Origin of the sequence: Brevundimonas sp. (assembly GCF_030682035.1) — a bacterium.
Lineage (GTDB): Bacteria > Pseudomonadota > Alphaproteobacteria > Caulobacterales > Caulobacteraceae > Brevundimonas.
In genome coordinates this window covers 89,972-102,352 of record NZ_JAUXQZ010000003.1, presented here as the reverse complement: position 1 = coordinate 102,352, position 12,381 = coordinate 89,972, and the positions used below count along the sequence as shown (strand labels likewise).

Genomic DNA, 12,381 nt, shown 5'->3' with positions numbered 1-12,381 from the left:
CCATGGCTTACAAGGCGCCCGTCCGTGATCTGACCTTTATCCTCAATGAAGTGCTGGAGATCGACCGCTACGCCAACCAGCCCGGGTTCGCCGACGTCTCCTCCGACCTGGTCGGCCAGATCCTCGAGGAAGGCGCCAAATTCGCCGAGGAGGTCATCGCGCCCCTGAACCGCATCGGCGATCAGGAAGGCTGCAAATGGGATAACGGCAAGGTCACCGGCCCGACGGGCTGGAAGGAGGCCTACAAGGCCATGGTCGAGGCCGGCTGGCCCGCCCTGTCGGCCCTGCCCGAGCATGGCGGTCAGGGGATGCCGGCTGTGGTGGCCATGGCCTTCGGCCAGATGACCGCCGCCGCCAGCGCCGCCTTCTCGATGTATCCGGGCCTGACCGCAGGCGCCTACTGGGGCCTGAACGCCAACGGGTCGGATGAGCAGAAGGCGATGTATCTGCCCAGGATGGCGACCGGCGAATGGGGCGGGACCATGAACCTGACCGAGCCGCAGTGCGGCACGGACCTGGGCCTGATCCGCACCAAGGCGGTGCCGAATGGCGACGGCAGCTACAACATCACCGGCCAGAAGATCTGGATTTCGTCGGGCGAGCACGACTTCACCGACAACATCATCCATCTGGTGCTGGCCCGGATCGAGGGCGCGCCCGAGGGGATCAAGGGCATCAGCCTGTTTGTCGTGCCCAAGGTGTTCGTCAATGAAGACGGTTCGCTGGGCGAGCGCAACGTCGGCGCGGCCTGCGCCGGCCTCGAGCACAAGATGGGCATCCACGGCAATTCGACCTGCGTCATGGCCTATGACGGGGCGAAGGGCTGGCTGGTCGGGACCGAGAACAAGGGCATGGCGGCCATGTTCGTGATGATGAACGAGGCCCGCCTCGGCACCGGCCTGCAGGGCCTGTCGATCGGGACGGCCGCCTATCAGGCCGCCGTCGAGTTCGCCCATGACCGGTTGCAGGGCCGTTCGCTGACCGGGCCGAAGAGTCCCGAGCTGCCGGCGGATTCCATCATGGTCCACCCCGACGTGCGCCGCATGCTGCTGGAGGCCAAGGCCTTCGTCGAAGGCGGTCAGGCCTTCATTTTGTGGACGGCGCTCCAGGCCGATCTTCAGCACTCGGACGATGCGGCAGAGGCGCAGAAGGCCCACGACTATATGGGTCTGATCACCCCGGTGCTGAAAGCCTATCTGACCGACAAAGGCTTCCACGTCGCCAGCCTCGCCATGCAGGTGCACGGCGGCAGCGGCTACACCGAGCATTTCCCGGCGTCCCAGTATCTGCGCGATGCGCGGATCACCATGATCTACGAGGGCGCCAACGGCATCCAGGCGCTGGATCTGGTGGGCCGCAAACTGCCCGCCAACGGCGGCCGGGCCATCATGAGCTGGTTCGCCGAAATCGACGCCTTCGTGTCGGAGAACGGCGGCGACACGCCGATCAAACCCTTCATCGACGGCCTGACCGACGCCAAAAAGAAGCTGCAGGAAGGCACCATGTGGCTGATGCAGAACGGCATGGCGAACCCGGACAATGCGGGCGCGGCCTCGACCGACTATCTGCACATCTTCGGTCTGACGGCGCTGGCCTACATGTGGGCGCAGATGGCCATCGCGGCCCAGAAGCAGATCGACGCCGGGACCAGCGATCCCTTCTACGCCAACAAGCTGATGACCGGCCGCTATTTCGTCGAGCGCATCCTGCCCGATACGGGGGCGCATCTGGCCAAGCTGAAGACCGGCGCCGAGGTGCTGATGGCGATGCCGGCGGAGGCGTTTTAGAAACCCCTCTCCCGAGGGGAGAGGGAGGGGCCCGCTCGCGCCAGCGAGTGGGAGGGTGAGGGCGTCCCGCGGAGGACGTCCGGGCGCCGTATCCCCTCACCCTTTCGCGCAAGAACGATCGCTGGCGCGATCGTGCGCTCAAGCCCTCTCCCGCCGGGAGAGGGGCCATTGAAGCGGATTTGATCATGAACGTCCTCAACGTCCCCGAGCCCGCCTTCATGCAGGAAGAGGAGATCACCCTCTTCTCCGACAGCGTCGGCAAATGGATCGACGAGCATGCGTCGCCTGAGGTTGTGCAGTCGTGGATCGCCAAGGCGTCCGTGCCGCGCGCGCTGTGGAACCAGTCCGGCGAGGCCGGCCTTCTGGGCCTGTCGATGCCCGAGGCCGACGGCGGCATGGGCGGCGACTACCGGCATGAGGTGGTGCTGATGCGCCAGCTGGGCTGGAAGGGCGCGGATCACTTCGGCATCTCGCTGCACAATGCGATCGTCATGCCCTACATCTGGCACTACGGCACCGAGGAGCAGAAGGCGCGCTGGCTGCCGCGGCTGGCCTCGGGCGAGCTGGTCGGGGCCATCGCCATGACCGAGCCGGGCGCGGGCTCGGACCTGCAAGGGGTCAAGACCACCGCCGTCAAACAGGGCAACCAGTATGTGGTGAACGGGTCCAAGACCTTCATCACCAACGGCCAGCTGGCCAACTTCGTCATCGTCGTGGCCAAGACCGATCCGGCCGAGGGCGCCAAGGGCACGAGCCTGATCATCGTCGAGACCGACGGGGCGGAGGGCTTCGAGCGCGGCCGCAACCTCCACAAGATCGGCATGGAGGGCAATGACACCTCCGAACTGTTCTTCAACGAGGTGAAGGTCCCCGGCGAGAACATCATCGGCGGCGGCGAGGGTCAGGGCTTCATCCAGCTGATGCAGCAGCTGCCGCAGGAGCGGCTGAACATCGCCGTCCAGGGCGTGGCCGCTGCCGAGCGCGGGCTTCAGGAGACGCTGGCCTACGTCAAGGAACGCAAGGCGTTCGGGAAACGCGTCATCGACTTCCAGAACACCCAGTTCAAACTGGCCGAGGTCAAGACCAAGCTGACCGTGGCCAAGGTGTTCGTCGACCACTGCATCGGCCTGCACCTTCAAGGCAAGCTCGACGCCGCCACCGCCTCGATGGCCAAATACTGGGTCACCGACATCCAGGGCGAGGTCATCGACGAGATGCTGCAGCTGCACGGCGGCTACGGCTATATGAACGAATATCCGATCGCCCAGCTGTACAAGGATGCGCGGGTGCAGCGGATCTACGGCGGGACCAATGAGATCATGAAGCTGCTGATCGCGCGGACGCTCTGAGGGTCAGCCGGCTTGCGTTCGACGTTTGAACGTCCGCCACGCCCATCGGACTGCAAGGATGATCGCGCCCACCCAGACGATCAGAATGGGCAAGCCGATTATCGGGGCGAGCGGCACGAAGAAGCCCAGCAGCCAGAAGCACCCCCAGGTCAGGTACCAGGCCCATGTGAGAATAGGCTCAACGAAACCGGGAACGCCGTCACCGCAGGCGATGAATACGATGAGTGCGTCGCCGAAATAGCAGCCTTCCAGTGGCGGGCCCCCACGCCAATACGGAAAGGCGAATTGGGCGTAGGTCCCAAGCAACATCACTACGGCAACGATTGACGCCGCGACTGCTCCTAAATAGCGATCCAGGATTCGGAGCATGCACGGTCCAGAACAACCAGCGGCGGTGCGCGATGTTGGATGATATCGAGCTGCACAGCAACGGTGCGCAAGGGTGACCCAATGATCCGCCTCCACGTCCCCACCCCGCTCGCCCCCGAAGCCGCCGTCCTGCCGACGCTGGACCAGTCGCGCTATCTGACCCAGGTGATGCGGCTGAAGATCGGGGACAGTCTGCTGGTCTTCAACGGCCGCGACGGGGAGTGGCGCTGCGTCATCACCGAGGTGCTCAAGAAGGGCGCGGTCCTGAGGGCCGAGGAACAGGTGCGTCCGCAGGCCATAGGGCCGGATGTGCAGTTGCTGATCAGCGTGGTGAAGAAGAGCGCGCTGGAGTTCGCCGTTGAGAAGGCGACTGAGCTGGGTGCGCGGCGGGTCGGGCTGGTGGTCACCCACCGGACCCAGACCCAGCATGTGCGGATGGACCGGCTGGACGCCATCGCCATCGAGGCCGCCGAGCAGACCGGGCGGCTGGACGTGCCGATGGTCGACGAGCCGGTGAAGCTGGCGGACCTGCTGGACGGCTGGGAGGCCGGGCGGCGGCTGATGTTCTGCGATGAGACGGGCGGGGCGCCGGTGAGGGGGGCGCTCAGTCCTCCCCCATCGGGGGAGGGGGACCATCCGAAGGATGGTGGAGGGGGCAAGCCCCTGACGCCGGCGGATGGGTCGGCCCCCTCCATCGCTTCGCGGTCCCCCTCCCCCGATGGGGGAGGAATACCTTGGACCATTCTGATCGGGCCCGAGGGCGGTTTTTCCCCCGAGGAGCGCGACCGGCTGCGGGCCCTGCCCTTCACCACCGCCGTATCGCTGGGGCCGCGCATTCTGCGGGCGGACACCGCCGCGATCGCCGCCCTGACCCTGTGGCAGGCGGCCGTAGGGGACTGGGAGCGCTGACCCCTTGAGTGGAGCCTCGATCTCTCCCATCTAGCCGCGACAACAGGGCTGAACGCATGACCGACGCCGCGCCGCTTTCCCGGGACGATCTGATCGGCGCCATGGCGAAGGGCGCCAAGCCCAGGGATCAGTGGCGCATCGGCGCCGAGCACGAGAAATTCGGCTTTGATCGCTCGACCCTGCGCCGCCCGACCTATGAGGGAGAGAGCGGAATTCTGGCCATGCTGACGGGTCTGCAGCGGTTCGGCTGGGCGCCCGTTGAGGAGGCCGGCCACGTCATCGCCCTGGAGCGCAGGAACGACGAGGGCATGACCGCCTCCATCTCGCTGGAGCCGGGCGGTCAGTTCGAACTGTCGGGCGCGCCGCTGAAGGACGTGCACGACATCTGCAACGAGACCGGCCAGCATCTGATGGAGGTCAAACAGGTTGCCGACCAGATCAACCTCGGCTTCCTCGGCGCCGGGTTCGACCCGATGTGGCGGCGCGAGGATGTGCCGGTCATGCCCAAGGGTCGCTATGGCGTCATGCGGGCCTATATGCCGAAGAAGGGCAAGCTGGGCCTCGACATGATGCTGCGCACCTGCACCATCCAGTCGAATCTGGATTTCGCGGACGAGGCCGACATGGTGGCCAAATTCCGCACGTCCCTGGCGCTGCAGCCGATCGCCACCGCCTTGTTCGCCTGTTCGCCCTTCATCGAGGGCAAGCCCAGCGGCTTCCTGTCGGCGCGCGCCAATGTCTGGACCGACACCGATCCGGACCGGACGGGGATGCTGGACTTCGTCTTCGAGGACGGCTTCGGCTTTGAGCGCTACGCCGACTATGCGCTGGACGTGCCGATGTATTTCGCCAAGCGCGGCGAAACCTATGTCGACCTGTCGGGCCAGTCGTTCCGGTCGTTCATGACCGACGGACTCGACGCCCTGCCCGGCGATCGGGCCACGCTGAAGGACTGGAACGACCACCTGACGACGCTTTTCCCCGAGGTGCGGCTGAAGTCGTATCTGGAGATGCGTGGCGCCGACGGTGGGCCGTGGAGCCGGATCTGCGCGTTGCAGGCTTTGTGGGCCGGGGTCTTCTACGACGGAGCGGCGCTGGCCGCGGCCTGGGACCTGGTCAAGGGCTGGGACATCGCGGACCACGAACGCCTGCGCCGCGACGTGACCCGTCTCGGCCTGAAGGCCGAGGTGGCCGGGCGGTCCGTACGCGACGTGGCCGTCGATCTGGTCGACATCGCCCGCGAGGGACTGAAGAACCGCGCCCGCTTCTCGGGCGGCATGGTCGATGAGCGCGGCTATCTGGCGGAGCTGGAAGACATCGCCGATAGCGGAATCACCCCCGCCGACCGGTTGCTGGCGCTGTATCACGGCGAGTGGGCGGGGGATGTGAGCCGGATGTACCGCGACTTCGCCTATTAGGTCGTGGGCCGAGCCGTCAGGTCGGCGGGTCGGGCCTGGCCCTCAACGCCTGATGAGGGGCAAAATCCAGGGGCGGCGAGGACGAGCGGCGCGAGGGCCGGCCCGTCTTGAACGCGCCCTGCCGAAGGCCCGAATTCGCCGGCGAGATCGACAATCTGGTGGATGAGAGGCCACCGTCGTTTTGCGGCGTCCGGGACTGCGGAAGACCCCTCGGGTTGTCGAACCCGGCCCGCGCCGCGTCCCCGGAGGACCGAAGGGGGGAGGGATCGCCGTCCGGGTCGAACCGTCTACTCATCAGCATCTCCATGAGCAGACGACGCTCCGACGGGTCGTGATAAAGGCTGTCGTAGCGAAACCGGGGCCCGGCCTCCGGGCGGTGGATCGCAAGCGGCTTTTGCTGGAGGGCGACGACGGCGCGCGCCAGGCGGCGCACGCCCGGGACAGAGCCGCGCTGATCGACGGGGCCATCGACTTCGCCTTCCGCGAGCCGCTCGAGGTGAGCGGCGAGGGCGTTATAGGGTTTGAGCGTCGCCCGGCGGATGGCGCGCGTGATGAGGGCGCAGACCGCCCAGCACACAAGCCCGGTCAAGCCCGCCACTGCCGCGGTTTGAATCAGGGCCTCCTGACCGGTCGGATGCAGGAGCCGGTCTCCGAAGGCGATGACGAGGTCCAGGTGCAGCGCTGTCAGGGCGCCCAGCAGTGTCGCGCCCAGTGCTCCCCAGATCAGGACCGCATGGCCCCGGAAAGGAAAATTCCAATGGTGGCGGGAGATCTCCGAGATCCTTGTACGCCCCGGACCAGACTATGGCGCGACTTCCGTCTCAAGGGTAGATTAATTCTACCAACGGGCCCTCTGACGTCTCCCATCTCGCGTCGACCCAGAGCCTGGAGACGGTCACCAGACTGCGTGTCTGGAGCTTTTCCATCACGTGTAACCGGTGCATCTCGACCGTCCGGACGCTGACCCCCAGGTCGTGGGCGATCAGCTTGTTGGGCCGCCCTTTAGCCCGGCCGTCGCCGACGGCCAGACCTTCAAAGATGCGGGTCAGAAGAGCGCCATTGGCGGCGCTCACCGGACCGCCGCGGTATTGCATTGGGCCAGCTGCGCCTCGGTCAGGGCCGCGCCGTCCCGCTCGTACCGGGTGACCATGCCGAAGCGGGCGACGAAGCGGCGGCACTCGCGGGTGACGGGCTGGGAGATGCCGGAGCCGCGGGCGACACAGACGCCGTCGGGGCCGCAGGTCCAGTTCCGTCCGTCGAAGATTTCGCTGCGGGCCTCGCCGGGTGCGGCCAGGACAGCGGCGGCGCCGAGCGCAGCGGGAGCGGGTTGGGCGGAGATCAGGGCCGCCGTCGAGATCAGGGTCATGAGAAGCATGGCGCTTCCTCCAAAGGGACTTTCCAAACCGACCCGTTCGAGATAAAAGTAACCGGTCGGTCACCGATAAGTGCACGATCGGTTACTTTTGGTCAAGAGGCAATTTCGTTGGGCAAGGGCGAGGACACCCGGGCGCGAATTCTGGACGAGGCGATGCGTCAGGTCAGCGTGCGCGGCATGACCGGCGTCAGCCTGGGCGATCTCGCGACCGGGATGAACCTGTCCAAGAGCGGCGTGCTGAAGCATTTCCAGTCGATGGAGACGCTGCAGCTGGCCCTGCTGGACGCCATGACCGACCGCTTCGTGACCGAGGTCTGGAGGCCGGCGGAGCCGTTTGAGCCGGGTCGTGAGCGGCTCGACAAATTGTTCGAGCGCGAACTGGCCTGGAACGACAGCGAGCATCTGCCCGGCGGCTGTCCGCTGACTGCCGCGGCGACGGAGCTGGACGACCAGCCGGGTCCGTTGCGCGACAAGTTGAAGGACAACCGGGTGCGCTGGGGCCGGACGCTGAAGCGCGAATTCCACGCCCTCCGGCCCGAGGCCGACGATGCCACGCTGGAGACGCTGGTGTTCCAGTGGAAGGGCATACTGCTGGCCTACGGCCATTCGAAGCGGCTGCTGGACGACGAGGCGGCCAGGGCCCAGGCGACGGCGGCCTGTCGGATGTTGATCGGCGGCTGAGGCGACAGCGAGATGCCCGAGGCCATGGACGCGCCCTTGGAGGTCTTGCCGGCGCTGGAGCCGTTCGTCGCCTATGCGGTGACGCGCGCGCGGCAGGGCGAGTTCGTCAATTCCCGGTTGGCCGATCCGGGCTATGCTGCATTCCTGACCTACTGACCTGTGCGGAGCCCATCATGACCGGAACCATTCGCGTCGGCATCGGCGGCTGGACCTATGAGCCGTGGCGCGGCGTCTTCTATCCTGAGAAATGGAGCCAGAAGCGCGAGCTGGAGTACGCGTCCGGCAAGCTGACCTCGCTCGAGATCAACGGCACCTACTATTCCGGCTTCAAGCCCGAAACCTGGATGAAGTGGCGCGACGAGACGCCCGACGATTTCGTCTTCGCGGTCAAGGCCAGCCGGTTCTGCACCAACCGGAAAGTGCTGTCCGAGGGCGGCGAGAGCGTCGGGCGATTCCTTGATCAGGGGCTGACGGCGCTGGGCGACAAGCTGGGGCCGATCAACTGGCAGTTCATGGCCACCAGGAAATTCGATCCGGTCGATTTCGAGGGCTTCCTGAAGCTGTTGCCGAAAGAGAAGGACGGGGTCCGGCTGAGGCACGCGCTGGAGGTCCGCAGCGGGACGTTCGACACGGCGCAGTTCATCGACCTGGCCGCGAAATACGGGGCGGCCATCGTCTATGCGATCGACGAGGAGGCGCCGGAGTGGCCCCGGATCGATCAGGACACCGCGGAGTTCAAATACGCCCGGCTGATGTCGAGCCGCGAGGACGAGCCGACCGGCATGTCCGCGGCCGAGCTCGACGGAATCGTCAAACAGACCCGCGACTGGGCGAAGAACGGCGACGTCTTCGCCTATTTCATCGCCGGGGCGAAGGTGCGCAATCCGGCGGCGGCGCAGGCGCTGATCGAAAAGCTGGGCTGAACCCGTTGCGCCGGGTCATCGGCGCGCACACTTGAGCCCGGCCTTTCAGGAGCCCGCCCATGCCCATCGCCACCCGCGCCTTCGCCGCGACGTCCAGCACCGCGCCCCTGTCGCCCTACGACTTCAACCGGCGCGATCCGGGTCCGGATGACGTGGCCATCGAGATCAAATTCGCGGGGGTCTGTCACTCCGACCTGCACATCGTGAAGAACGACCTGGGGAACACCCGCTATCCGATCGTTCCGGGCCACGAGATCGCGGGCGTGGTGACAGCGATTGGCGCAGACGTCAGCCGCTTCAAGGTCGGCGACCGCGTCGGCGTCGGCTGCATGGTCGACAGCTGCCGCCAGTGCCAGCCCTGCCGCGACGGCGAGGAGCAGTACTGCGTGCCCGGCATGGTCCAGACCTATGGTTCGCCCGACCCCAAGGCGGCCGGAACCGGCCAGAGGATCACCCAGGGCGGCTATTCCACCGCCATCGTGGTCGACCAGAACTATGTCGTGACCATTCCCGACAGCATCCCGCTGGACGCCGCCGCGCCGCTGCTGTGCGCTGGCATCACCACCTATTCGCCGCTGAAGCACTGGAAGGTCGGGCCGGGGTCGAAGGTCGCGGTGATCGGCCTGGGCGGTCTGGGTCATATGGCGGTCAAGCAGGCCGCGGCGATGGGGGCGGAGGTCACCGTCCTGTCAACCTCGGACCGCAAGAAGGCGGACGCCGAGCGGATGGGAGCGAAGCATTTCCTGATCAACTCGGACAAGGCGGCGATGCAGGCGGCGGGCGAGAGCTTCGACCTGATCATCAACACCGTCTCGGCCACGCACGAGATCGCCAGTCACGTCCAGTTGCTGGCCAAGGACGGGACCATGGTCATGCTGGGCCTGACCACCGAGGGTCTGCCGGTCTACGCCATGGGCCTGCTGTGGCGGCGCCGGGCGGTGGCCGGATCGCTGATCGGCGGCATTCGCGAGACCCAGGAGATGCTCGACTTCTGCGCCGAGCACGGCCTGGCCTGCGACATCGAGGTGATCGCCCCGGATCAGATCAATGAGGCCTATGCGCGACTGGAGAAGTCGGACGTGCGGTACCGGTTCGTGCTGGATATGGCGCGGATCTAGTCCTCCCCCTTCCCCTGTCGCTCCGCTCCGGAGGAATGACGGAGACTTCCCGCGCAACCGCCATCCCGCTAAAGCGTAACGCTTGAAGGCCCCGCACCAGACGCGGCTCCAAGGGACAAGGAAACGCACATGGCTCGAGTGGCTCTGGTCACGGGCGGCACCCGCGGCATCGGCAAGGCGATCGTTCAGCGGCTGAAGGAAGACGGCATGCTCGTCGCCGCCGGCTATTCCGGCAATGTCGAGGCGGCCGAGGCTACGGCGAAGGAACTGGGCGTCTCCATCGTCAAGGGCAACGTCGGCTCGTTCGACGACTGCGCCCGGGCCGTTAAAGAGATTGAGGACCAGCTCGGCCCCATCGACATCCTGGTCAACAACGCCGGCATCACCCGCGACGGCTTTTTCCACAAGATGAACTCGGAGCAGTGGTCCGACGTGATCCGGGTGAACATGGACAGCGTATTCAACATGACGCGTCAGGTCATCAACGGCATGCGCGACCGCGGCTTCGGCCGCATCGTCAACATCAGCTCCATCAACGGTCAGAAGGGCCAGATCGGCCAGACCAACTATTCGGCGGCCAAGGCCGGGATGATCGGCTTCACCAAGGCACTGGCGCTGGAGAACGCGCGCAAGGGGGTCACGGTCAACTGTATCGCGCCGGGCTATATCGACACCGAAATGGTCGGGGCCATGGACGAGAAGGTCCTGGCCGGAATCATCGCCCAGATTCCGGTCGGAAGACTCGGAAAAGGCGAGGAAATCGCCGACATGGTCTCGTGGCTGGCCGGCGAACGTGCCGGATATGTCACAGGTTGCACCCTGTCCCTGAACGGCGGTCAGTATCTGGTCGGCTAAGCTGGTCTGCCCAAAATCCGCCGCGTGGCTATCGCACCACTGCTCGCCATGGAGTTGACGGCGAGGGTCAGAACGGCACGAACGCCGCTTCCGGCCGCGATGGCGATCGCCCTCGCGGCGGCGGCGCTGTCGATGCTGCCCCTCGCCTCCCAAGCCCAGAACCAGGGCAACGCCCAGGCCGAGCAGAGCCAGTCCCTGCGCAACCGCAATGCGTCCGCCGCCCGTGCCCTGCCCCCGACCGGCCGCTATGTCGCCGATTCCGGCGAGGGCTTCATTCTCGACCGGTCCGGACAGCGGCCCCTGTTGCGTTTCGACCGCCGGGACGAGACCTGGGTGCTGCGGCCCACCGCGGCCCCGCGCGGCGACGTGATCTATCGCAATGACGCCGGCGACCAGCTGCTGCGGGTGACCCCGGGCGGCGGCATGACCGTCTATACCGCGCAGGCGCCCGGCGGCTCGCCCGCCTCCTTCTCCGGCCCCGGCCAGAGCCTGACCCCGCCGACCCTGGGCCCGACCCAGCTGTTCCAGCTTATGGCCCGGCGCAGCGCCATGTTGAGCCAGACCATGGGTCGCCTGATCGAGATCAATGTCGATACCGATGGACAGGCCGAGGGCCTCGCTGTCGAGGCCCTGATCCTGTCCACCGACGCGGTTCTCCGGATCGCCCGCTCCCCGACGGCCCGGTCATCGCTGGACCGACTGCGCAGCATCACCATTGTTGAGGGCCAGCGCGCCTCGGTCACTTATGCTCGCGGGGACCTGCGGATCGTGGTGGCCCCGGTGCAGGGCGTGGCCGGCCGCCCGTCGTCGGCCCGTGTGATCCAGGCCTTTCTGGCGTCGCCGGCGCCAACCAGACGCTAGAACACGTCCTTGGCCGCCCGCACGGCCGCAAAGACCTCGGCGTCACCTGCGCGCAGGAAGGGATTGAAGGCCTTTTCCGCGCCGATGGTGGTCGGAACGGTAGCCTCGCCGCGCTCCCGCATCGCGAAAATCTCCGCCGCCCGCGCCGCCATTTCGGGTCGGTCGTCGACGCTGAGGGCGAAACGGGCGTTGGCGGCGGTGTATTCGTGGGCGCACCAGATGACGGTATCGTCCGGCCAGCCCGCCAGGACCTGCAGACTGTTCCACATCTGCGCCGGCGTCCCTTCGAACAGCCGTCCGCAGCCGAGGGTGAACAGCACGTCGCCGACGAAGGCCTGGGCGTCCGCGGGCGAGCGATAGACGATGTGGCCGAGGGTGTGGCCGGGTGCGTCGGCAACCTCCAGCGCCGTGGCTCCCAGCATGACCGTGCCGCCCCCCGCCACGATCCGGTCGATCGGCGCGGCCTTGCGCACCTCTTCGGGGCCGACGATCTCGCAGCCCGTTTCGGCCTTCAGCCGGGCGTTGCCCTGGGTGTGGTCGGGGTGCCAGTGGGTGTTGAGGATCAGGTCGAGCCGGCCCCAGCCGCTGCGCTCCAGGTCGGCCAGAATGGCGTCCGCGTCGGGCGTATCGATCGTGGCGACCGCCCCGGTGTCCCGGTCCCGGACCAGAAAGCCGTAGTTGTCATTGAGGCAGGGAAACAGGCGTACGTCGAGGGTCATTCGCGCATTCTAGCAGC

At 66.7% G+C, this 12,381-nt stretch carries 15 protein-coding genes; 10 read left to right on the top strand and 5 right to left on the bottom strand.

Annotation, left to right across the window (positions count from 1 at the left end; all coding sequences use genetic code 11):
* Positions 1-2: 2 nt before the first annotated feature.
* The gene (locus Q8K49_RS01550) at positions 3-1,787 is read left to right on the top strand and encodes an acyl-CoA dehydrogenase C-terminal domain-containing protein (protein ID WP_305303665.1); all 1,785 of its coding nucleotides are present in this window, start codon (positions 3-5) and stop codon (positions 1,785-1,787) included.
* A 185-nt stretch (positions 1,788-1,972) separates the two neighbouring features.
* Entirely contained in the window at positions 1,973-3,136 is a 1,164-nt protein-coding gene (locus Q8K49_RS01540; RefSeq protein WP_305303664.1) for an acyl-CoA dehydrogenase family protein, read from the top strand.
* A gap of 3 nt (positions 3,137-3,139) precedes the next feature.
* Here Q8K49_RS01540 and Q8K49_RS01535 read toward each other — a convergent pair whose 3' ends face one another.
* Positions 3,140-3,505 carry a hypothetical protein gene (locus Q8K49_RS01535; RefSeq protein ID WP_305303663.1) on the bottom strand — a complete coding sequence of 122 codons (366 nt, stop codon included), beginning with the start codon at positions 3,503-3,505 and terminating at the stop codon, positions 3,140-3,142.
* Between the two features lie 81 nt (positions 3,506-3,586).
* On the opposite strand from Q8K49_RS01535, the gene Q8K49_RS01530 reads away from it, so the two are divergent.
* Positions 3,587-4,414, top strand: coding sequence for a 16S rRNA (uracil(1498)-N(3))-methyltransferase (locus tag Q8K49_RS01530; RefSeq protein ID WP_305303662.1), 828 nt, complete (start codon positions 3,587-3,589; stop codon positions 4,412-4,414).
* 56 nt (positions 4,415-4,470) lie between these two features.
* Positions 4,471-5,832: a glutamate--cysteine ligase gene (locus Q8K49_RS01525; protein WP_305303661.1), complete on the top strand. Its 1,362-nt coding sequence runs from the start codon at positions 4,471-4,473 to the stop codon at positions 5,830-5,832.
* A 16-nt stretch (positions 5,833-5,848) separates the two neighbouring features.
* Here the strand turns inward: Q8K49_RS01525 and Q8K49_RS01520 are convergent, their stop codons facing one another.
* The 3 genes from Q8K49_RS01520 to Q8K49_RS01510 form a co-directional block, all read right to left on the bottom strand.
* A complete protein-coding gene (locus tag Q8K49_RS01520) occupies positions 5,849-6,430 on the bottom strand; it encodes a hypothetical protein (RefSeq protein WP_305303660.1) in 582 nt (193 codons plus the stop codon).
* A gap of 223 nt (positions 6,431-6,653) precedes the next feature.
* Positions 6,654-6,905 carry a LuxR C-terminal-related transcriptional regulator gene (locus tag Q8K49_RS01515; RefSeq protein ID WP_305303659.1) on the bottom strand — a complete coding sequence of 84 codons (252 nt, stop codon included), beginning with the start codon at positions 6,903-6,905 and terminating at the stop codon, positions 6,654-6,656.
* Positions 6,902-7,207, bottom strand: coding sequence for a hypothetical protein (locus Q8K49_RS01510; RefSeq protein WP_305303658.1), 306 nt, complete (start codon positions 7,205-7,207; stop codon positions 6,902-6,904). Before Q8K49_RS01510 ends, Q8K49_RS01515 begins: the two co-directional genes overlap by 4 nt.
* 108 nt (positions 7,208-7,315) lie before the next feature.
* Here Q8K49_RS01510 and Q8K49_RS01505 point away from each other — a divergent pair, with 108 nt between their 5' ends.
* The 6 genes from Q8K49_RS01505 to Q8K49_RS01480 all read left to right on the top strand — a co-directional run bounded on the left by Q8K49_RS01505 (position 7,316) and on the right by Q8K49_RS01480 (position 11,645).
* On the top strand, positions 7,316-7,888 hold the full coding sequence (locus tag Q8K49_RS01505) for a TetR/AcrR family transcriptional regulator (protein WP_305303657.1): 573 nt from the start codon (positions 7,316-7,318) through the stop codon (positions 7,886-7,888).
* Positions 7,889-7,900: 12 nt separating this feature from the next.
* Entirely contained in the window at positions 7,901-8,044 is a 144-nt protein-coding gene (locus Q8K49_RS01500) for a hypothetical protein (RefSeq protein ID WP_305303656.1), read from the top strand.
* Positions 8,045-8,061: 17 nt separating this feature from the next.
* Entirely contained in the window at positions 8,062-8,811 is a 750-nt protein-coding gene (locus tag Q8K49_RS01495) for a DUF72 domain-containing protein (protein ID WP_305303655.1), read from the top strand.
* A 59-nt stretch (positions 8,812-8,870) separates the two neighbouring features.
* On the top strand, positions 8,871-9,929 hold the full coding sequence (locus tag Q8K49_RS01490) for an NAD(P)-dependent alcohol dehydrogenase (RefSeq protein WP_305303654.1): 1,059 nt from the start codon (positions 8,871-8,873) through the stop codon (positions 9,927-9,929).
* Positions 9,930-10,058: 129 nt separating this feature from the next.
* The gene (gene phbB / locus Q8K49_RS01485) at positions 10,059-10,784 is read left to right on the top strand and encodes an acetoacetyl-CoA reductase (protein WP_305303653.1); all 726 of its coding nucleotides are present in this window, start codon (positions 10,059-10,061) and stop codon (positions 10,782-10,784) included.
* 24 nt (positions 10,785-10,808) lie between these two features.
* Entirely contained in the window at positions 10,809-11,645 is an 837-nt protein-coding gene (locus Q8K49_RS01480) for a DUF4908 domain-containing protein (protein WP_305303652.1), read from the top strand.
* On the opposite strand, the gene gloB is transcribed toward Q8K49_RS01480, so the two are convergent.
* Positions 11,642-12,364 (bottom strand): hydroxyacylglutathione hydrolase, encoded by a 723-nt coding sequence (gene gloB / locus Q8K49_RS01475; protein WP_305303651.1) that lies wholly within the window; start codon positions 12,362-12,364, stop codon positions 11,642-11,644. The two genes, Q8K49_RS01480 and gloB, sit on opposite strands and share 4 nt — an antisense overlap.
* Between the last annotated feature and the right edge of the window lie 17 nt (positions 12,365-12,381).

Bases quoted from the DNA above. Each gene is read 5' to 3' on its own strand.
- gloB (WP_305303651.1), bottom strand. From the start codon at position 12,364: ATGACCCTCGACGTACGCCTGTTTCCCTGCCTCAATGACAACTACGGC.
- Q8K49_RS01490 (WP_305303654.1), top strand. From the start codon at position 8,871: ATGCCCATCGCCACCCGCGCCTTCGCCGCGACGTCCAGCACCGCGCCC.
- Q8K49_RS01540 (WP_305303664.1), top strand. From the start codon at position 1,973: ATGAACGTCCTCAACGTCCCCGAGCCCGCCTTCATGCAGGAAGAGGAG.
- Q8K49_RS01550 (WP_305303665.1), top strand. From the start codon at position 3: ATGGCTTACAAGGCGCCCGTCCGTGATCTGACCTTTATCCTCAATGAA.
- Q8K49_RS01530 (WP_305303662.1), top strand. From the start codon at position 3,587: ATGATCCGCCTCCACGTCCCCACCCCGCTCGCCCCCGAAGCCGCCGTC.
- Q8K49_RS01535 (WP_305303663.1), bottom strand. From the start codon at position 3,505: ATGCTCCGAATCCTGGATCGCTATTTAGGAGCAGTCGCGGCGTCAATC.
- Q8K49_RS01525 (WP_305303661.1), top strand. From the start codon at position 4,471: ATGACCGACGCCGCGCCGCTTTCCCGGGACGATCTGATCGGCGCCATG.
- Q8K49_RS01510 (WP_305303658.1), bottom strand. From the start codon at position 7,207: ATGCTTCTCATGACCCTGATCTCGACGGCGGCCCTGATCTCCGCCCAA.
- phbB (WP_305303653.1), top strand. From the start codon at position 10,059: ATGGCTCGAGTGGCTCTGGTCACGGGCGGCACCCGCGGCATCGGCAAG.
- Q8K49_RS01495 (WP_305303655.1), top strand. From the start codon at position 8,062: ATGACCGGAACCATTCGCGTCGGCATCGGCGGCTGGACCTATGAGCCG.
- Q8K49_RS01500 (WP_305303656.1), top strand. From the start codon at position 7,901: ATGCCCGAGGCCATGGACGCGCCCTTGGAGGTCTTGCCGGCGCTGGAG.